This is a genomic window from Ruegeria sp. HKCCA4633 (assembly GCF_013034605.1).
In the GTDB taxonomy this organism is placed as follows: Bacteria; Pseudomonadota; Alphaproteobacteria; order Rhodobacterales; family Rhodobacteraceae; genus Ruegeria.
In genome coordinates this window covers 1,165,678-1,185,059 of record NZ_WQGJ01000001.1, presented here as the reverse complement: position 1 = coordinate 1,185,059, position 19,382 = coordinate 1,165,678, and the positions used below count along the sequence as shown (strand labels likewise).

Below are 19,382 nucleotides of genomic sequence, written 5' to 3'. Positions count from 1 at the left end.
TAAGAGACAGTCTCACGGTCCTTGTGGAGACGGGCCCGAATTAGTCTGACCCCACTGTTCCGATAGTTCCAATGCACAAGTTTGATATCAAGCACCACGCCCTGCTATGCGACCCAGCACAACGGCACTCAGTAAGCCATTTCCGGAAAGATACCCGCTGTCCCCCTTGCCCGAAACACCAACTGCCGCGCCGCCGCCTGCATAAAGGTTGGTGAATGCGATACCGTCCTCCTTAAGGACGCGCGCAGAGGAATCGACGCGCAAACCGCCTTGGGTGTGGAACAGGGCACCTGTGACGCGGACGCCCATGAAAGGTGGCGCCAATAAGGGCGGGTTGAAAGACCTGCCGAATTGATCCGTGCCACCTACAGGAATTTCTCGAATGGTTTGCTCCAAAGCCACAGATGGCAGGCCCAGTGCCTTCGAAAGGTCTTCGATTGTCTCAGCGGACCGGATCGCGCCTGTCTCTTCCGCGCGCTTGAAATCCTCGAACTGGCGCGCGATCGCGGCAACGCGGCCGTCGAAGATGGCGAAGGCCTCTCCACCGGGCTGCGCCAGCACCGCACAAGCGGCCTCAGAATAGCCTTGCGACTCGTCCCAGAAACGATGACCGTTGCGGTTCACCTGTACCCCGCCTTCGGTAATCACTGCCCAGGTTATCAGGATTCCATGTGGATGCGCGACATTGCCGTGGCCTTGGTAGGCCCCCAGGTTTTGCAGCCCGGCACCCAGCCCCTCTGCCCACAGAACGGCCTCACCCCGGTTACCGCTATGCCCGAACCAGAGCGCATCTTCGATTTGCGGCATGTGCTCGGACACAAGGGCGCGATTGCCACCAAAACCGTTGCAGGCAAGGATAAGGCGGTCGCAGGCAATGGTTTCGACGATTGCCTCCGGGCCGGTCACGGCAATACCCAAGATTTGGTCTTGATCGCGATACAGCGTTGTCGCGCGGCGATTGCAGATGATGTCCAAACCTTCGCGCTCGCAAGCGCTGCGAAGCGCGTCGATCAACTCTCGCCCCGAGCGCGTCGGCAGCCCGTGCATCCGACGGCGCGAGTGACCGGGGTAGTCGAAATCCGTGACAACCGAAAAGGGCAGGGCGTGGCGTTCAGAAAGCCAGTCGATGACTTCAGCGGCATTATTGGTCAACAGATCGACCAGATCTTGCTCGTTCTCGCTGTGGGCCTTCGACTGGATATCGCTGGCAAAGAGTGCTGCATCGTCCGTGATCCCAGCGGCCTGCTGTATCTTTGTGTCCGCAGCAGGGATTAACCCAGCGGATAAAGCGGTCGAGCCGCTGGGATAAGGTTCGGCCTCGATAACCAGCACGTCCTGTCCTGCCTCAGAAGCCGACAGGGCGGCGACCAGACCGCAAGCCCCCGCGCCGATGATCAGGGTGCCAATCTTCAGATCGAACCGGTCCGGTGGAACATCCTCAACCTTGGGTGTCATCATAGCGGGCCCCGGCATTCAGCATCTCGGAGGTTCCAATGACTTCGTTCAGACCGCGGAAATCGAACATGTTCTGTGCGAAGGGCTTGTTCGAGCCGTTGTCTGCAAGGCTACGATAATATGCCTGGGCAGTTTTGGCCAAAGCCCGAACGATCCCGCCAGGGAAAATGACGATAGAATAACCCTGTGCCTCCAGGTCGTCAGCGCCAAGTATCGGGGTCGCGCCGCCTTCGACCATATTCGCCAAAAGGGGGACGCGCGGGGCAAATCGGCCCGCGATGGACGTTAGTTGTCCGCGGCTTTGCGGAGCTTCGAGAAAAAGAACATCAGCACCAGCCTCCATATAGGTTTCAGCGCGCTCGATAGCAGCGTTGAACCCCTCAACGGCGATGGCGTCCGTTCGGGCTATAATCAGCGTGTCACTGCTGGCGCGCGCGTCAGCCATCGCCGCGATCTTTCCAGCCATTTCCTGTGCGGGGATCAGTGACTTGTCCGACAAGTGTCCGCAGCGTTTCGGAAAGGTCTGGTCTTCGACTTGCAGCGCGGATGCACCGGCACGTTCATATAGCCGCATGGTTCGCTGGGCGTTCAATGCGTTCCCAAAGCCGGTGTCGGCGTCGATGATAACGGGTAATGAGACTCGATCAGCGATCAGCGTCATCGTGTCTGCCATCTCGGACGCCGTGGACAATCCGATATCGGGGCGACCAAGTCGCGTGTAAGCTACGGCGGCGCCGCTCAAATACAGCGCCTCGAATCCAGCTTTTTCAGCCAGCGCAGCCGTCAAACCGTCATACACGCCCGGTGCGACGAGAATTTCTTTCTTTGTCAGGCGGGATTTAAGACTCATTTGGCTCCCTCCAGCCAGTTCAACATCTGATCGCACTTTCGCTGGTGCGTGACGGTGCCCAGTGACAGGAGCGTCGCATCATGAACCTCTTGCCGAAAGGCGGCGCATCCGTCTGTCAGCAGAACAGTATCGATATCTCGTAGATGCGCATCGCGCAGAGTCGAAGCAACGCCACCATTGGTCACGATGCCGCCGACAATCAGATTTTCGATGCCCAAGGCGCGCATCAGATATTCCAGACGTGTTTGGTAAAAAGCCGAGTAGGCAACCTTTTCGATGGCGAAATCGCAGGGTTTCAGCGTATCGACCAGACTATGGCCAAACTCGCCTGGCGCAAAGTCGCCTTTGGTCAGGAACGGGCGTAGTTTCTTCAGGTGCGGTGCAATCAATGGCTCGCCATCGCGGTCGGGTACAAGTGTGAACTGCGCTGAAAAATAACGCCCACCCGCGGCTTGCAACTTTCGTGCCAAAGGGGCGATGCGTTCGGGAAGATCAGCAATTTCTTGGGCCGACTGGCCGGCCCGGCCATAGGCACCTTCAGGATGGATAAAGTCGTTCTGAAGATCGATGGTCAGCAACGCCGTCTTGCGCGGGTCCCAGGTTTCTGGTTCGCTCATTCAGCCCTCCTCCTGTGGTTCGATGATCGTGTTGCCAAAGGAGTCCACGCGCCCTTGAAAATCCGGTTCGATCAGGACGGTCGTGTCCGGTTGCGTCAGAATGGCTGGACCTTTGACTAACGTGCCAACCGGAAGCGACAAGCGGTCATAAATGGCTGTGTCATGCCAAGCATCTCCGAAGTGAACTTTCCGCGTCGACGAGGGCGTGGCTCTGCCTTCGATTGCCGGAGCAAGAGAAGAAAGATCGAATTTCGGTCGCTTGCCCGTTACAGCGCTGCGCAGGTTCAATATGCGTCGCACGCCGTTTTTCAGCAGTCTTCCATAGGTGGCGTTGTAAGCCGTATCAAAGGCCTGTTCGATGTCGGTTTTGCTTGGCGCTGTAACCTTACCGTTTGTCATCGTGACGGTCAGCGGCACCGGCACAGTATGCGTTTGACCCACATAAGCCATATCCAGCTCGAATGAGATCTCACGCTTGTCGAATGTGGTCCGCGATGCGTCAAGCAGCGCCATACCCTGATCCACGTGCTCTTGCATGAATGCGCCCAAAGCAGCTTTGTCCAACTGCGTGACTAGTGTGTTTATCGTCTGTACGAAATCTTGCCGCATGTCGGCGATCACACAGCCCAATGCTGAGGTGACACCGGGGTAACGCGGAATGATCGCGCGGGCGATCCCCACTTCAGCCAGCATCGCCCCGGCATGCAAAGCTCCGCCACCGCCGAACGGCATGAAGGCAAAACGTTTGGGGTCAAAGCCGCGCTCGATACTTACAAGGCGGATCGCTCCGGCCATGCGGGAATTGGCGACGCGCAGGATGGCCTCGGCCGCCTGAAGTCTGGATAAACCCAGAGGTTCGCCGACGTGGACATCAATAGCTTTTCCAGCAGCCTCCACGTCCAGCCTTTCCAGTTTGCCACCAATCGGGTTGTTCGGATCGATTCGACCCAGCACGACATTGGCATCCGTTACCGTCGGGCGATTATTGCCCAGACCGTAGGCGACCGGGCCGGGATTTGATCCAGCGCTTTCAGGGCCGATGTTCAACAATCCGCCCTTATCGACCCAGGCAATCGACCCCCCGCCTGCGCCAATGGTCGTTATTTCGATCATTGGATTGCGTACAACCATCCCAAAATCGATGGAGGTCTGGGCCGACAACATCGTTTGCCCCTGTGATATCAGCGAAACATCAAAGCTGGTGCCGCCCATGTCCCCAGTGATCACATTGTCGAAGCCAGCGGATTGCGCGATATAGCCCGCAGCAATCACTCCCGCCGCCGGACCAGACAGCGCCGTACGCACCGGTAGACGGGATGCTGTATCGACCGCCATGACGCCGCCATTGGATTGCACAACCATGAACTCGCCATCGAATCCGCCGGATTGCAAGGCGTTTTCAAGGCGGGTCAAATAGCCCGAGACTTCGGGCTGCAGATAGGCGTTCAACGCCGTGGTCGAGAACCGTTCGAATTCACGGATTTCCGGCAGAATTTCTGACGAGGCCGAAACATGAGGGTTTGGCCAAATCTCGCGGACGGCGGCAACGGCGGCAGCTTCGTTTTCCGGGTTGGCATAGGCATTGGCGAACAGGATCGCGATGGCTTTGCATCCTTGCTCTCGCAAGTGCTCTGCTGCTCTGCGAACGGCAACCAGATCGACCGGTGTGCGAATGGTGCCATCCGCCAGCGTGCGTTCTGGCACCTCCAACCTGTCGCGACGGTCCACAACTGGTTCGAAATCCCCGCGCAATCCCCAGGTGCGCGGCCGGTCCCTTCGACGCATCTCTAACACGTCCCGCAGACCTGCAGTGCAGATCACACCCGTTCTGGCCCCTTTGCGTTCCAGCAGAGCATTTGTGCCCGCCGTGGTGCCGTGTACCACAACTGAGATCTCGGACAGGTCGTCAACCTCGCGCCCAATCCCGTCAAGAAATCCACCCGACTGGTCCGGGCGCGTGGTGGGAACCTTGGCGACGGACGCGCTTCCGTCCGCTTCGTTTAGGACAAAAACATCCGTGAACGTGCCCCCCACGTCCACGCCGATCATACGTCCGGTCATGGCTTAGCCTCCCGCCATGTGGTGCCGTAGACCTGGTCCGCCTGTTCAGCACTCACAAGCCCGCGCGCCACATCCTTGGCGATCGCTTCAGGGGCGCGGCTACCCGCAGAGCCGTAGCCGCCGCCGCCGGGTGTCTCAAGGCGAACCGCTTGTCCTTGCTTCAAATTGATCCCTCTCATTTTTGAAACAAGAGGCGGCGCCTTCCACCCATCGTCTTGTTCATAAGTGAAGACGTTCATCGCTCCGTCACCACCATGGGCGATACCCTTGGGAGGGAACTTGCCGCGTTCGCCAAACAGAAACGCCTGGGCGCCATTTTCCTCAAGAACTTCAATTTCGTAGACAGCGCCAAGCCCGCCCCGATGCGCACCCGCACCTGCGCTGTCGGGACGTAGAGTCCACTGACAGAACATGACAGGATAGGCGGCTTCAAGAATCTCCAACGGCGGGATCGTCGCCGTCGAGATCGGAGCGTTACCGTGGTTCAGCCCGTCGCTTTCGATCGAGCCGCCGTGGCCCCCGCCGTAAAAGCTGAACATCACCCATGGCTGTCCGTTCGAGCGTTTCCCGGCGATGGAAAGCGCATTGATCGTACCGTAGGCATTGGCGACAACACGATCCGGTGCAGCGTTGGCAAAGGCCGAAAACACTACGTCGATCATTCGCAAAATAGTTTCCGTGTATCCACCGGTTGGGGCAGGGAACTCGGCTGACAACAGGCTGTCTTCGGGCACGATTACTTCGATGGGGCGCATCACGCCGGCGTTGGCAGGCAACGCCGGAAAGACGTGTTTTATGGCCACATAGGCGGTTGCAACGGTGGTGGGCAAGGCGATGTTCACAGGCCCGGCGCATTGCGGGGATGAGCCTGTGAAATCCAGCACCATTTGATCGCCCTTGATCTCAAGCGTCAGTTTGATGCGAAGCGGGTCATCGGTGATACCGTCATTGTCTAGGAAATCTTCGGCCTCCCAGCGACCGTCCGGCAATTCCTGCAACTCGGACCGCATAAGCACCTCGGCCCGATCGCTGAGCGCCTCAAGAGCGGCTGAGATTGTTTCAGCTTCGTATTCGTCCAGCAATTCGTCCATCCTCCGAACCCCAAGATCCAGAGCACCTAGTTGCCCGTTCAAGTCCCCCATCGCCGATTGAGGCAGACGGGTATTGCGCAGCAGAATGTCGATTATGTCCTGATTAACCTCACCTTTACGCGCCAATTTTACCGGCGGCAGAACAAAGGCTTCCTGGAAAACTTCGGTCGCAGCCGGGTTATAGTTTCCGGGCACCGCACCGCCGACGTCATGCCAGTGCCCAACTGACGCGAGATAGCAGAACAACTTGCCATCGCGGAAATAGGGACGCACCAGGCGCATGTCAGACAAGTGTGTGCCGCCGATATGCGCATCGTTGAAGATATAGATATCGCCGTCTTCCAGATGCCCGTCCGCTGCGACCTTTTCGATCACCGCTTTCACGGCAAAAGACATCACACCCACAAAGATCGGCAATCCGGATTTGCCCTGAACCAGTGTGTCGCCCGTCGTTGCGGAATACAGACCGTGACTGGCGTCATGCGCCTCGGCAATGATCGGGTTGAAGGCTGCCCGAAACAGGGTTGCATCCATTTCGTCGGCGATCTGTTCCATACGACCTGCAAGAACAGATAGGGTAATCGGGTCAATCTCGCTCATGCCTGTGCCCTTGTTTCTGCAATATCGTTCCAGACATCCTGACGTGTGATCAGATCATTCTGAATCTCGAACCTGTCAATGAAGCGGATGCCGTTGAAGGGTGAACCATCGGTCCATTCACCGGACAACGTACCCCGGCAATAAACGATCGCAGCGTCGCCATCGCTTTGCATGGCGTCGAACCCCTCGTAGGTTTTCGCGATCCGGCTATACCGGTTTGCCGCCCAACTCCTGAGATCCTCCAGATCACGCATAGGCGCGGTTCCGGGAAATTGCATCACGAAGTCCGAGCTGAGCCTTTTGCGCGCGCTTTCAAACGCGCGATCATTCATTTCAGACAGAAAGGCCCGCACGATGTGTTCGGGGTCCTGTTTGGCCCGAGCAGGCTGTCTGGTCTTGCCGCCGCGATAGTAGTTCTGGCCTGAAATGTCGTGGATCACGACGGTCACAAGCTCTGGCGCAGCAGGCACTACGAATCGCACAGCATTGGTAAGCGCCACGCCAAGTCGTTGTTTTTCTTGCGCGCCATAGCCCTCGATCACATGCAATTCGACGATCGGCATGCAAAAGCTCCTCCGGTTATTGTATTATCTGTAATACAGGTTGTTAGATAATTGTAAGACTATTTTTAGAGAAGCAATAATACTAAAGCTTGATTTTCCAAGTTCCGGTTTTACGATTGAAAGGGCTGTGAAAGGGGAATCAACGGGTGAACAAGATCAACGCGGCCAATCTTCCGGACGGGACTAAGGCGCAACGCGTCTACTTGCATCTGCATGATCAAATCACCGAAGGACAGCTTTCGGCAGGGGAAACCCTGCCCGGTGAGCAGCGGCTGGCCGAGAAGTTCAGCGTCTCACGCGTGACCATAAGGCGGGCGCTGGACGCGCTTTCACGAAATGGCCTGATCGAACGTCAAGCAGGCAGCGGCACCCGGGTTTCCGGCCGATCTACCCTTGGGGCACCTGCGGCGATGGATTTCAACACGCTTATGCCGCAGCTGGTCGAAATGGGGCAAAGCACTGCCGCGCGGCTATTGTCCTTTTCGTACGGCAAGGCTCCGGAGGTGGTGGCGTCGGCCATGGGGCTACCGAGCGACCAGCAGGTGCAGATCGCAACGCGAGTGCGCCTGACTGATGATGTGCCGTTTTCACATCTGACGACTTACGTTCCCGCTTCGATTGCGCAGAACTACTCGGAAAGCGACCTCGCCACGACACCGCTGTTCAAACTTCTGGAGCGCAGCGGTGTGCAAATTGAAGAGGCACATCAGACCGTTTCAGCAACTTTGGCAGGGCCTGATGTGGCCGAGGCATTGGGCGTTGCAGTCGGTTCGGCGTTGTTATCGTTGAAGCGGATCGTTCGGGACGTCGAAGGCAATGGGGTTGAGTATCTTTCCGGCCTCTATCGCTCTGACATGTTTCGGCTCGAAATGCCTTTGGCGCGCGTGGGAACCGGTTCAGCCCGGCATTGGGAACCTGCGATTGGACGCAGCGAGGAGACTGGGAAATGAGCGCACCGCGCACCATGCTCGACAAACTTTGGGCCTCGCACGAGGTTCTGAGGCGCGAGGATGGTGTTTCGTTGCTTTGGGTCGACCGACACTTTGTGCATGAAGGGTCGCATCATGCCTTTGCCAAGCTGGCAGAGCGTGGCCTATCCGTGGCTGAACCTGCCCTCACCTTTGCGGTTGCAGATCATTACGCGCCCACAAGAAACCGAGACCGGATTGCCGATCCAAAGATCGCCCGGATGATCGAAACCTTGCGAAACAACGCATCGGACCACAACATCAGACTTTTTGATCTAAGCGACCCGTCGCAGGGCATCGTTCACGTCATCGGGCCCGAGTTGGGTCTGACATTGCCCGGGCTACTTATCAATTGCGGGGATAGCCACACATCCACTCACGGGGCATTTGGCGCGTTGGCTTTCGGGATTGGGGCGACAGAGGTAGCGCATGTGTTGGCGACACAGACGGTTTGGCAGCGAAAACCCAAGGCAATGCGCATAAACGTCGAAGGTCGTTTGGGGTTCGGCGTTACGGCCAAGGACATTGCCCTGAACTGGATCGGGCAATTGGGCAGCGGCGGTGCGCAAGGCCATGCGATCGAGTACGGAGGTCAGACGATCCGTGATCTGTCGATGGAAGGGCGCATGACACTGTGCAACCTCTCAATCGAAGGCGGGGCGCGGTTTGGCATGGTGGCACCGGATGAGGTAACGCTTGCCTACCTTAAGGGGCGTGAATACGCGCCTTCGGGCGCAGACCTACAGAGCGCCCAAAAGGCGTGGCGCGGCCTGATCACGGACGAAGGGGCCGTTTTCGACCGCGAGGTTACGCTGAGCGCAGCTGACATTGCGCCTACTGTGACGTGGGGCACCAGCCCGGAACAGGCCCTGCCCATAACGGCCAGCATTCCCGGTCCAGACCCCACCGATCCAGCCAAGTCCAATTCGGTGCGCGAAGCATTGGAATACATGGCGTTGAGACCGGGGCAGCCCTTGGACGGTATCCCGGTGGATCAGGTCTTTATCGGCTCGTGCACGAATGGGCGTATTGAAGACCTTCGCGAGGCTGCTTTGGTTTTGTCGGGACGTCGGGCGCGCGTGCCGGGGCTTGTCGCGCCGGGTTCGGCGCGGGTAAAGGCACAGGCCGAAGCCGAAGGGTTGGACAGGATATTCCAAGATGCCGGGTTGGAGTGGGCCGCGTCAGGTTGCTCTATGTGCGTTGGCATGAACGGAGATGTTGTGGCCGAAGGCAAACGCTGCGCATCCTCGACCAACCGTAATTTCCGTGGACGCCAGGGACGCGGCGCGCGAACGCATCTGATGTCCCCGGCGATGGTCGCCGCAGCGGCCGTGACAGGGACAATCACTGATGTCAGGCCGCTTTTGCAGGGCAGGGCAGCGTGATGGCGGGGTGGAGCACTCAAAAGGGGCACGCCATAGCACTGGCGATCGGCAATATCGACACGGATCAGCTTATCCCGGCGCGTTTCATGTCAGTCCCGCGCAGCGAGGGGTATGGCCGGTACCTTCTGCACGACATGCGGCGGGACGATGATGAACAGCTGAAAGCAGACTTCCCGCTGAACCGCCACGAGGGGATCAGCATACTGGTTGCCGGACATAACTTCGGCAGCGGATCGTCACGTGAGGCGGCGGTTTATGCGCTGGTCGACGCAGGCATTCGTGCGGTCATCGCACCCAGTTTTGGTGACATCTTCGCCAACAATGCCATCAATAACGGCCTGCTACCCGCGCGAGTGGATGCCGAGAAGGTGACGCAGCTACAGCATGCGCTGAAAGATGCCCCAGTCCTTGCTTCGATTGATCTGACCGAGAAGCGACTAACCCTTGGGGACATAACAGCGACCTTTGAGCTGGACGAAGGATGGCGTGTGAAACTGATCAACGGCTGGGACGACATCGACCTGACTCAGCAGCACAAGCAGGCAATCAACGCGCATAGGGACAATCGCAACCGGGCCGCCCCTTGGGCCTGGCCGAACAAACCGGAATAGGACACGTCGCGCAAAGACGACGCAACACGGGTCAAGAGACCTGAAATTAGGGGAAACCAAGAAAATGCCCCTGAAACAAGTGGAGGAGTAAATATGAAGATGAACGCATTGGCTGGCCTCATCGCAGGGGCCGTGATCGTCGCCGGAACGGCCAAAGCCGAAGAAACGATCTCGGCGGTGCACGCCTTTCCCGAAACGCTGATCTATACGCAGAGTTTTCTGGACTTTGTCGAAAAAGTTAACGAAGCGGGCAAAGGGGTCATCCAGATTGACGTGCGCGGCGGGCCGGAAGCCATTGGCATGTTCCAACAGCCCGATGCGGTGCGCGACGGAATTGTTGACATGGTTTACACTCCAGGCTCCTTCTACGGTGGCGCGCTGCCCGAGAAAGACGCGATGGTCGCGTCGAATCTGACCGCGATTGAAACGCGCGAAAATGGCGGAACGGAACTGATCGATCAGATTCACCAGGACAAAATGGGCCTGAAATACCTCGGCTGGTTCGATAGTGGCGTCTGCTACAACCTTTGGACCCGCAACGAGCCTAGTTTTGATGCCGACGGTAATCTGGAAGTTGAAGGGCTGAAACTGCGCGGCAACAACGTCTACAACGCTTTCTTCACCAACTATCTTGGTGCGCAAGTGATCGACCTGCCCACAGGTGAGGTGTATTCGGCCCTGCAACGTGGTGTTGTTGATGCGACAGGCTGGACCCAGATTGGCCTGATCGACCTGAAATGGAACGAGTTCCTGAACTACCGCATTGAGCCATGCTTCTTCTCGACCGATCTCGGCGTCATCGTGAACCTCGACCGCTGGAACTCGCTGTCTGAGGAGGCGCGCACGATCCTGCAAGATGTGGCGATCCAACACGAAAAGGACAGTGTTGAAGCCTTGCGCAGCAAACGCGACGAAGACTTTGCGGCCCTTGACGCAGCAGGCATGACGGTTGTTAGCCTGGAAGGTGAGGCAAAGGCGAACTACCTTGCGGCGGCCCGCGAAAAGACATGGGAGCGTATGAAAGGCCTGATGGCCGAGCAACCCGGCGGCACCGATAACTATGATCGCCTGATCGAGCTGTTCTACGATCTCGACGCTGCGAACTAAGACCACTGACAGGCCCGTTCCAGACTGACGGGCCTATCACTTTTCGGGGCAGAGCAGGCGGGATGATGAAAAGGACCTATGACGCAGTGCTGTTTGGTATGGCCATTGTCGCTGGCCTTTTGCTGGTTTGGCTGATGCTATCCGTCATCACGTCAGTTCTGATGCGAAATGCCGGGCTGCAACCCTTTGCATGGCTTTTTACATCTGCCGAATACGGGCTTTTGTACATGACCATGCTGGGTGCGCCTTGGCTGGTTCGGGAAAAGGGCCACGTCCACATCGAACTGGTGACGGCCGCGCTGCCAGTTGGTTTGCGCCGGATTGTTAGCAGAACAGTGGCAGCCGCCTGCGTTTTGGTCTGCCTGATCCTCGCCTGGCAAGGGGCTGATCTGGTCCTGACAAATATCGAGCGCGGGGACTACGACACCCGCGCTTACTATTTCCCCCGATGGATGCTGACTATCGCCTTTCCGCTATCGTTTGGAATGATGGCGATCGAGTTTTCGCGCTTTGTTTTCGGGCCTGAGCTGATGCACAGCGGAGAAGCAGGGATACACGAATAATGGAGTGGTACGAAGCGCTTGCCCTGCTGCTTGGGTCAATAGTGTTCCTGATGGCCATCGGAATGCCCGTGGCACTGGCTTTTCTGGCGGCCAACATTCTGGGCGCTTGGGTTTTTATGGGGGGTGAGCGAGGCGTCACGCAACTCCTCAACAACGGGCTGGGCGCATTGACCAAATACGCGCTCATGCCAATCCCGCTGTTCCTGTTAATGGGCGAGATATTCTTCCACACCGGGTTGGGCGGGCGCATGTTCAGCGCGATAGACAAATTGCTGGGCCGCCTGCCGGGACGGCTGAGTTATGTGACCGTTCTGGGGGGCACTGCGTTTTCAACCTTGTCAGGGTCGTCCATGGGCTCAACCGCGCTTTTAGGTTCGCTTATGGTGCCGGAAATGAACCGCCGCGGATACAAATCGTATATGAGCATTGGACCAATTTTAGGAACGGGTGGCTTGGCGATCATCATCCCACCCTCGGCGCTTGCCGTTCTTCTTGCCACACTCGCACAGATAGACGTCGCAGCCTTGCTGATAGCCGGAGTAATTCCCGGTTTGATACTCGCCTTGTTCTATATTGGCACGATCTGGCTTCAGACCCGGCTGGATCCCGACGCAGCGCCAGCCTACGACGTCGAGCCGATGTCATTGGCATACCGCTTGAAACTGCTCATGACTGAGGTCGTGCCGATGGTTGGCGTCATGGTCGTGATTATCGTCTTGATGATTCAAGGCTTTGTTACGCCATCCGAGGCAGCAGCGTTTGGCGCATTGGGCGTGTTGATCCTGGCTGCCATATTTCGCTGCCTATCGTGGGAGGCGATCAAAAAGTCGGTCATCGGCGCCCTAAAGGTCACGTTGATGGCCTATTTGATTGTCTTTGGCTCGGCCACGTTCAGCCAGCTATTGGCATTTTCCGGAGCGTCTCGGGGATTGGTGAATTGGGCCATCGCGTTTGAACTTGCCCCACTGGCCATGCTGACGGTGATGTTCGCTGTCTTGCTGCTTCTTGGCATGTTCATGGAGCAGATCTCGATCATGTTGCTGACCGTGCCAATCTTCTTTCCACTGGCGCAAACGCTCGGGTTTGATCCGATCTGGTTTGGTCTGATCATGTTGCTTTCGCTCGAGATCAGCTTCACCACACCACCATTTGGGTTGCTGCTGTTTGTGATGAAAGGCGTCGCGCCGCCCGGAACCACGATGCGCGAAATCTATACGTCGGCATTCCCGTTTATTTTCTGCTCGATCCTGCTGGTCGTTCTGCTGATCATTTTCCCAAACCTGGCACTGTTCTTGCCATCCTTATGAGACTTGCTTCTGTGGAAGACGCGCGAATGCTCTTGTGAAGTTCGCTGACCGACAGTGCGCACGTGTTTTTCGACGATATTCAGGCAGGACCCTGCGAGCAACCCGCGCTGAGCTCGCTTTGAATGAAAGCAAACGGCAGGTTTGTCCGCATTGCATACATTGGGCGTTATTAACTGAATGTCCGCATCGAGCCCAGAACGGAAGTTTTGGCGACCCTGGCTATTCCCTCAAATTCGCTGACAAGAAACTCAACCTCTCTTACGCAATATCTGTATGATATGTTGGATCAACTTTTCCAACTGCAGAACGCTAGTCTGAGATGAACCCAGTTGAAACCAAGTACGCCAAAAGCGGGGATACTCACATCGCTTACCAGGTGGTCGGTGAAGGTGACTTAGATGTAGTTTATGTGCCTGGTTGGGTTTCTCATGTGGAGCTTTGCTGGGAGGAACCGACGCTAAACCGTTTCTTGTCCAGAATTGCGTCGTTTGCGAGATTGATCCTTTTTGACAAGCGTGGAACTGGCCTTTCAGACAGGGTTTCAAACGATCAACTGCCTACGCTTGAAGAACGCGCTGACGATTTGCTTGCGGTTATGGATGCTGCAAACTCGTCGCGCGCGGCACTGATCGGTTTTTCAGAAGGTGGCAACCTAGCCGCTTTCTTTGCCGCATCACACCCTGAACGAACATCTGCGCTTGTTATGTTTGGCGCATTCGGCAAGCGCATATGGAGCCCGGAATATCCCTGGGCGCCCACTCCTGAAGAACGTCAAAAGGACTATGAGTTCGTCGAACGAGAGTGGGGTAACTTGATGGACTTGGAGCACTATGCGCCCAGCAAGGCCAATGATGAGGCATTTATGCGACGGACATGCGCATACCTAAGGAGAAGCGCCAGTCCCGGTGCGGCTGTGACTCTTCTTAAGATGAATACCGAGATAGATTTGACCAATGTTCTCCCCGCCGTCCACGTGCCAACTCTCGTGTTGCACCGCACTGGTGATCGAGACGCGCATATAGAAGAAGGGCGTTGGATTGCAGATCGGATTTCAGGCGCCCAGTTCAAGGAGCTGCCCGGGGAAGATCATTTTCCCTGGGTTGGAGACTCCGAAAGGATCATTGAAGAAATTCAGGCCTACGTCACCGGTGAGAAACCCCTCCTTCCGAGCGAACGAGTTTTGGCGACTATTTTGTTTACCGATATTGTTGGATCTACGGATCTTGCCCATCAATTGGGTGATGCTGCGTGGAAAGACCTGCTTAACCAACATGACCAACTGTGTGCTCAAGCCATCACTGAGCATAATGGGCGACTGGTAAAAGGAACCGGTGACGGACTGCTTGCAACCTTTGATGGTCCTGGCAGGGGCATATCATGCGGAAAGAAAATCGTTTCCATCGCTCGTGATTTGGGGCTTTCTGTCCGCTGTGGCTTGCATACAGGGGAATGTGAGCTTCGCGGCGACGAAATAGCAGGTGTGGCTGTCCATCTAGCCGCCCGCGTATCAGCACTAGCAGAAGCCGATCAATTGCTCGTCTCCAGAACCGTGCGAGACTTGGTTGCCGGCTCAGGCCATAACCTGAGGGATGAGGGCGAACATCTGCTTAAGGGGTTTTCGGAGAAGTGGTCGATCTATTCGGTTCATCTCTAGACATACGGTTTTTTGCAAACTTTCGAAGTATTCAGAGCCGCAGCGAACGCCGCCTTCGTCCCGCAACTCAGTCATTCGCCAATTTCTGGCTAGCGTCTGGTTTTCATGAAAGCGGTCGCCCAAATCAAAAATCGGAAATTTCAGACAAGCAACGGCCGCTTAGCGCGCGACAGCAGTCATCTGACAAAATGACTCGGATGACTGCCTTGAGGCCCAAAGCGGCCTTCAGAGCAACCGTCGCCAATGCCTGCTATTCTACTCTGCATTGTCGAAAGTCATCCGGAAAACCTCAACTGGTTCGCGGATACCTTTGAGCGTGACCTCTCCTGCTGAAACCGACGGGAATTCCTCTTCCACGGCGATCGCCGCGCGGGTGCTGAGCAGTATCTCACCGTCCTCGGCCATATCGCAGAGACGTGCCGCCACGTTGATCGCAGTGCCCGAGGCGGTGTAGTCTGATCGATCTTCATACCCGACCATGCCTACAGTTGCATATCCGAGCGATACGCCCACGCCAAACCCAAGTCTATGACCAAGCCGCTTCCATTGCTTGGACAACTCAACCATTTTAGCGCGCATCGCGACCGCGAGCCTAACCGCGTCACCGGCAGGGTCCTCGCAGGGCAACGGGTCGTTAAACAGCACCATAATCCCGTCGCCCATGCGGTGGTCGACGCCCGCTCCATGCGCGTTGATCAGCTTCCCCATTTCCTCGTGATAGGTCTGCAACACCTCGATGGTTTCTTCGGGTTCCGCAGTTTCGCAAAATGCCGTGAACCCACGAATGTCACAAAAAATAACACCCAAAAGGGAGCGATGGCTTTTCAACAAGGCCTCAGAGCCTGAGGAGATCACCGTGTCGGCGACAGCGTTTGGAAGAAAGCGTTTAAGACGGCTCATTCGCTCAATCTCGCCTACCTGTTCCTCGACGCGGTCTCCAAGTTCTGCATTCAGCTTTTCCAAGGCTCTAAACTGTCGCGCGTTTTCGATGGCGATGACGGCTTCGGTGGCAAAGTTATCGACCAAAAGCAGGTCGTCAGGTGCGAATTTGCCGACCTCTCGTCGCAGCAGAACCAGATTGCCAAGAGATTTCCCCTGCGAAACAAGCGGGACGAACACACGCGACAGGATACCATCGACGTCCACCAATTTTATCGCATCCGCATGCCTGGATTTGTAGAACGCCGTCTCGCGTATATCAGGTTCTTCGACGATCCGACGCGTTTTGACGCTTTTGTAAGGTGCAAATTCTCGGCCGACTTGAAAGACGTTGCCGACCTTCATCATAGTAGTCGCTTCCCCCGTGGCAGCAGCAATTTTCCATTCGGTATGGTCCTCATTGATCAAAACCACAAAGGTCATCGGAGCACTACACAACCGCGCTGCGTTTTCTACGATTGTCTGAAAAACTGGCGTCTCATCGTCGCGGCTTTGGCTTATGACAGTCAGGATTTCCCGCGTCGCGGCCTCACGGTCACGCGCTCGAACAAGTTCGGCTCGAAGGGTTTGTTCATAAGCGTTGTCCTGTGAGTCCGGCACAATTTGCCCTCGGTTCCTGATCACATTTCAACATGGATATCACACAAGGCTTGCGAGACCAGAGAATTGCAGAGCGGACGCCAGGCGGAGGCAGGTTTGTCCGCAAAGTAGAAGTTCAAGCAAGTTGCAGCGAAAGACCGCTGCCGTTCAATGCAGACCTTCGGGCGAAATTTCTCGGAATGACCACCATCAATGACCGCTTTCCGTTCCTAAGCCGTCATCTGACTGAAAGACTCATATGACTGCCTTGAGCCCTTTGCGGTCATTCGGCTTGACCTGACGCAAGCATTCAAGACAAGCGGCAAAGCAAGGGCCGATCACAGGAAAAATCAGGCCGGGATACCTGCCTTTGCAAGCCCTGCAAGGTAAAGTTCCATTTGATCGTCCCGCTTCAGATAGAACAGCTTATTTTTTGCGAATGACCGCGAGAATTTCGGCTCTTCCACCATTAGGTTATGCACCATCTTCGCCAGATCTTTGTCCCGCCCGAGATTGGCAAGCGCCACGACTGCATGCGCGGTGGCCCAGTATTGGCAATTTGGCACATCGCGAGCCCGCTCTGCCCAGTCCAGAGCTTTCTCGAACTGGTGATCGAAAAGCAGAGTCAGCGCGCCATAGCTCAGAAAGGCCCAAAGCTGTGGATGGTTAGGGCTCATCTCCACAGCTTTCTCGAAATTGGCAATCGCCTCTTCGTATCGTCCCTCATAGGAAAGTGAGTCTCCCAATCCGCAATATGCTGGAGCCAGCGTCGGGTTCAATTTGATTGCAGTTTCATTCTCAGCCAGCGCGCTGCGGTATTCCCGGCGGGCCAGTTGGACTCTGCCCATCAGCATGTAGAGCAGCGCATTCTGGTTATCCATTGAAACGGCGGTGCGTGCGGCAGCCAGCGCTTCGTCCATAAGGGCAGAATCCGGTTCCGTGTCCCAATACACCATCCCGAGAATCGTGGCATAGGCCCACCAGGCGTGTGCCTCGGGAAAACTGGGGTCCAGTTCGCGGCTTTGGAGAAACAACCTCTGAGCTTCACGGTTGCTTACGGCAGTAAACTTGTAAAAGTGCGCAAGCCCAAGATGATAGCAGTCCCAGGCATGGGGGTTTCGGCGCGGCGTATCTTCTAACTTGCGCCGGATCGCATTTCCGACCTCGGGCTCCAGTCTGCCAACAATTGTTTCCGTGATCTCGTCCTGAACATCGAAGATGTCTTCCAACTGACGGTCATATTTTTCCGCCCACACGTGGTTGCCAGTCGATGCGTCAATCAGCTGAACCGTGACTCGAATGCGCGCACCCGCTTTTCTGACCGAGCCTTCGACAACGTAGTCGGCGTCCAAGTCATCGGCGAGCTGCCGAACATTCGGGGATTTTCCCTTGTAGGCAAAGGTCGTGTTGCGCGCGACGACCTCGAGCCAGTGGTGTTTCGACAGAGCCGTAATTATGTCTTCGGACAACCCGTCCGAAAAATATTCCTGTTCAGGGTCGCCTGAAATGTTGTCAAATGGTAATACGGCGATCGCAGTTCCGTCAGGGGACCCGGGCGGTTCAGAATCAAAAAGCGGATCTACAGACTCGGCGTCCCCCCACCACCAGACTGGCACCGGTCGATCAATGTTCTTAAGCTCACGGTTTTCTCCGCCTTGGAACGCGCAAGCCGTTTTGCTGTCCAGGCATTCATAGGCGGAGCCGGAGATGAGAACCTGCCCGGCTTCGGCAAGCGCTTCCAAACGAGCGGCGACGTTAACGCCGTTACCAAATACATCATCCTCCTCGAAAACGACTTCACCTGTGTGTATCCCAATTCTCAACTTCAGTGTATTCTGGCTGGCCAAAGAGTTCTGAATGGCGACAGCACAGGTCACAGCGTCAGAGACTGATGGAAACTCGACTATCCAACCATCCCCCATGCATTTCACTAAATTGCCGCGATGCGCGACTACAGAAGGGTCAAAAAGCCCAGATCGAAACTCTCGCAACGCGCTGAGCGTTCCGCTTTGATCCGAGTTCATAAGGCGGGAATACCCAACCAGATCGGCTGCTAGTATGGCGGTCAGCCTGCGTTTCAGAGGTCATCCTCCTCCGAGCAAAGTGTAATTATCAAAGATTATCATGCGCAGGCTTGGAAAGAAACCGAAGGGCGACTTCGCCCGCAAGACGGCCGCCGGATGAGTAAAGTTGCAGCGAAGGCATGAGCAAGGCCATTGGATGTCACAGTCGTGCCGAAGCGCATTAGCAGCGCAACAGCAGCGCTACTGGCCCACGCGTAACAAGCTGAATTGGAAGGACTGAGAGCTTCCCCAAGGAGTATGGTGTGTGTGCTTCCGATGCGTGACCAGGGAAATACGATCGCCTAATACCTCGCATAGCCCCTCTGGATCATAGCGAACGATTGGCAAACCGCTGCACTTCTTCGGACCATCGAGTGCAAACGTTGCGATAATCGCATGGCTACCTGGGAGAAGGCAGCGGTACAACTGGTCCCGGTAGGCGGAACGGTCGTCCTCATCGACAAGGAAATGAAATACGGCGCGATCGTGCCATAGATCATAGCTTCTCTCCGGGCTCCAGGTTGTGACATCGGCTGCGATCCATTCAATCTGCTCGCCTACGGCGCCAAGTTGTCCACGAGATCGATCAAGCGCAGCTTTGGATACATCGAGCACAGAAACGTCGCTCAGTCCTCTTTCGATCAGGCGTTCTGCGAAGCGTGAAGTGCCTCCGCCTATGTCTATCACAGAAGAGGCATTATCGACGCCGACCACGTCGCAGAGCTCCAACGAGATCGAGGGATCATCCTGATGCCAACTCAGCTGGGTATCGTCTTTCTCGCGGTAGACCTCCTCCCAGTGGCTCACTCTCTCGTCTGCCATGGTGTCTCCACTTGATCCCGTCAGGTGGTGATCATGTAACTTTAGGTCAATGACTGCAATGTCCGCACAGCGGTCATTGATGCATTACGCGACGAAAGACTGCTTCGAGCCCAAAGCCGTCACTCATCTGGTGGAACATTAGAAATA

General features: G+C 56.3%; 16 protein-coding genes. 7 read left to right on the top strand and 9 right to left on the bottom strand.

Annotation, left to right across the window (positions count from 1 at the left end):
• Positions 1-87 precede the first annotated feature (87 nt).
• From GOV85_RS05770 to GOV85_RS05745, 6 genes are read right to left on the bottom strand one after another with little or no spacing between them, the layout of a single operon-like run.
• Positions 88-1,458, bottom strand: a complete 1,371-nt coding sequence (locus GOV85_RS05770) for an FAD-dependent oxidoreductase (RefSeq protein ID WP_371813573.1) — start codon at positions 1,456-1,458, stop codon at positions 88-90.
• Positions 1,439-2,305 carry an oxaloacetate decarboxylase gene (locus tag GOV85_RS05765; protein WP_171175872.1) on the bottom strand — a complete coding sequence of 289 codons (867 nt, stop codon included), beginning with the start codon at positions 2,303-2,305 and terminating at the stop codon, positions 1,439-1,441. Before GOV85_RS05765 ends, GOV85_RS05770 begins: the two co-directional genes overlap by 20 nt.
• Positions 2,302-2,922: a cysteine hydrolase family protein gene (locus GOV85_RS05760; RefSeq protein WP_171175870.1), complete on the bottom strand. Its 621-nt coding sequence runs from the start codon at positions 2,920-2,922 to the stop codon at positions 2,302-2,304. Before GOV85_RS05760 ends, GOV85_RS05765 begins: the two co-directional genes overlap by 4 nt.
• A complete protein-coding gene (locus tag GOV85_RS05755) occupies positions 2,923-4,983 on the bottom strand; it encodes a hydantoinase/oxoprolinase family protein (RefSeq protein ID WP_171175867.1) in 2,061 nt (686 codons plus the stop codon).
• On the bottom strand, positions 4,980-6,674 hold the full coding sequence (locus GOV85_RS05750; RefSeq protein ID WP_171175865.1) for a hydantoinase B/oxoprolinase family protein: 1,695 nt from the start codon (positions 6,672-6,674) through the stop codon (positions 4,980-4,982). The genes GOV85_RS05755 and GOV85_RS05750 overlap by 4 nt, the downstream gene beginning before the upstream one ends.
• Complete coding sequence (locus tag GOV85_RS05745; protein WP_171175863.1) at positions 6,671-7,237, bottom strand: nuclear transport factor 2 family protein; 567 nt, start codon at positions 7,235-7,237, stop codon at positions 6,671-6,673. The genes GOV85_RS05750 and GOV85_RS05745 overlap by 4 nt, the downstream gene beginning before the upstream one ends.
• A gap of 146 nt (positions 7,238-7,383) precedes the next feature.
• Here GOV85_RS05745 and GOV85_RS05740 point away from each other — a divergent pair, with 146 nt between their 5' ends.
• From GOV85_RS05740 to GOV85_RS05710, 7 genes are all read left to right on the top strand, one after another.
• Positions 7,384-8,187: a GntR family transcriptional regulator gene (locus GOV85_RS05740; protein WP_068341278.1), complete on the top strand. Its 804-nt coding sequence runs from the start codon at positions 7,384-7,386 to the stop codon at positions 8,185-8,187.
• A complete protein-coding gene (gene leuC, locus GOV85_RS05735) occupies positions 8,184-9,590 on the top strand; it encodes a 3-isopropylmalate dehydratase large subunit (protein ID WP_171175861.1) in 1,407 nt (468 codons plus the stop codon). The genes GOV85_RS05740 and leuC overlap by 4 nt, the downstream gene beginning before the upstream one ends.
• Entirely contained in the window at positions 9,590-10,201 is a 612-nt protein-coding gene (gene leuD / locus GOV85_RS05730; protein WP_171175859.1) for a 3-isopropylmalate dehydratase small subunit, read from the top strand. Before leuC ends, leuD begins: the two co-directional genes overlap by 1 nt.
• A gap of 99 nt (positions 10,202-10,300) precedes the next feature.
• Positions 10,301-11,308: a TRAP transporter substrate-binding protein DctP gene (gene dctP, locus GOV85_RS05725; protein ID WP_245223201.1), complete on the top strand. Its 1,008-nt coding sequence runs from the start codon at positions 10,301-10,303 to the stop codon at positions 11,306-11,308.
• Positions 11,309-11,373: 65 nt separating this feature from the next.
• Complete coding sequence (locus GOV85_RS05720; RefSeq protein ID WP_254442953.1) at positions 11,374-11,871, top strand: TRAP transporter small permease; 498 nt, start codon at positions 11,374-11,376, stop codon at positions 11,869-11,871.
• Positions 11,871-13,178, top strand: coding sequence for a TRAP transporter large permease subunit (locus GOV85_RS05715; RefSeq protein ID WP_171175853.1), 1,308 nt, complete (start codon positions 11,871-11,873; stop codon positions 13,176-13,178). Before GOV85_RS05720 ends, GOV85_RS05715 begins: the two co-directional genes overlap by 1 nt.
• Positions 13,179-13,497: 319 nt before the next feature.
• Positions 13,498-14,832, top strand: coding sequence for an adenylate/guanylate cyclase domain-containing protein (locus tag GOV85_RS05710; protein ID WP_171175851.1), 1,335 nt, complete (start codon positions 13,498-13,500; stop codon positions 14,830-14,832).
• A 255-nt stretch (positions 14,833-15,087) separates the two neighbouring features.
• Here GOV85_RS05710 and GOV85_RS05705 read toward each other — a convergent pair whose 3' ends face one another.
• The 3 genes from GOV85_RS05705 to GOV85_RS05695 form a co-directional block, all read right to left on the bottom strand.
• Positions 15,088-16,371 (bottom strand): adenylate/guanylate cyclase domain-containing protein, encoded by a 1,284-nt coding sequence (locus GOV85_RS05705; RefSeq protein WP_171175848.1) that lies wholly within the window; start codon positions 16,369-16,371, stop codon positions 15,088-15,090.
• Between the two features lie 329 nt (positions 16,372-16,700).
• A complete protein-coding gene (locus tag GOV85_RS05700; RefSeq protein ID WP_371810829.1) occupies positions 16,701-18,410 on the bottom strand; it encodes an adenylate/guanylate cyclase domain-containing protein in 1,710 nt (569 codons plus the stop codon).
• Positions 18,411-18,614: 204 nt separating this feature from the next.
• Entirely contained in the window at positions 18,615-19,235 is a 621-nt protein-coding gene (locus tag GOV85_RS05695; RefSeq protein WP_170791675.1) for a trans-aconitate 2-methyltransferase, read from the bottom strand.
• Positions 19,236-19,382: the final 147 nt, after the last annotated feature.

What these genes read in the sequence shown, in the direction of transcription:
- GOV85_RS05710 (WP_171175851.1), top strand. Translation starts at nt 13,498, where the DNA reads ATGAACCCAGTTGAAACCAAGTACGCCAAAAGCGGGGATACTCACATC.
- GOV85_RS05695 (WP_170791675.1), bottom strand. Translation starts at nt 19,235, where the DNA reads ATGGCAGACGAGAGAGTGAGCCACTGGGAGGAGGTCTACCGCGAGAAA.
- leuD (WP_171175859.1), top strand. Translation starts at nt 9,590, where the DNA reads ATGGCGGGGTGGAGCACTCAAAAGGGGCACGCCATAGCACTGGCGATC.
- GOV85_RS05770 (WP_371813573.1), bottom strand. Translation starts at nt 1,458, where the DNA reads ATGATGACACCCAAGGTTGAGGATGTTCCACCGGACCGGTTCGATCTG.
- GOV85_RS05745 (WP_171175863.1), bottom strand. Translation starts at nt 7,237, where the DNA reads ATGCCGATCGTCGAATTGCATGTGATCGAGGGCTATGGCGCGCAAGAA.
- GOV85_RS05760 (WP_171175870.1), bottom strand. Translation starts at nt 2,922, where the DNA reads ATGAGCGAACCAGAAACCTGGGACCCGCGCAAGACGGCGTTGCTGACC.
- dctP (WP_245223201.1), top strand. Translation starts at nt 10,301, where the DNA reads ATGAACGCATTGGCTGGCCTCATCGCAGGGGCCGTGATCGTCGCCGGA.
- GOV85_RS05720 (WP_254442953.1), top strand. Translation starts at nt 11,374, where the DNA reads ATGAAAAGGACCTATGACGCAGTGCTGTTTGGTATGGCCATTGTCGCT.
- GOV85_RS05755 (WP_171175867.1), bottom strand. Translation starts at nt 4,983, where the DNA reads ATGACCGGACGTATGATCGGCGTGGACGTGGGGGGCACGTTCACGGAT.
- GOV85_RS05715 (WP_171175853.1), top strand. Translation starts at nt 11,871, where the DNA reads ATGGAGTGGTACGAAGCGCTTGCCCTGCTGCTTGGGTCAATAGTGTTC.
- GOV85_RS05765 (WP_171175872.1), bottom strand. Translation starts at nt 2,305, where the DNA reads ATGAGTCTTAAATCCCGCCTGACAAAGAAAGAAATTCTCGTCGCACCG.
- leuC (WP_171175861.1), top strand. Translation starts at nt 8,184, where the DNA reads ATGAGCGCACCGCGCACCATGCTCGACAAACTTTGGGCCTCGCACGAG.
- GOV85_RS05750 (WP_171175865.1), bottom strand. Translation starts at nt 6,674, where the DNA reads ATGAGCGAGATTGACCCGATTACCCTATCTGTTCTTGCAGGTCGTATG.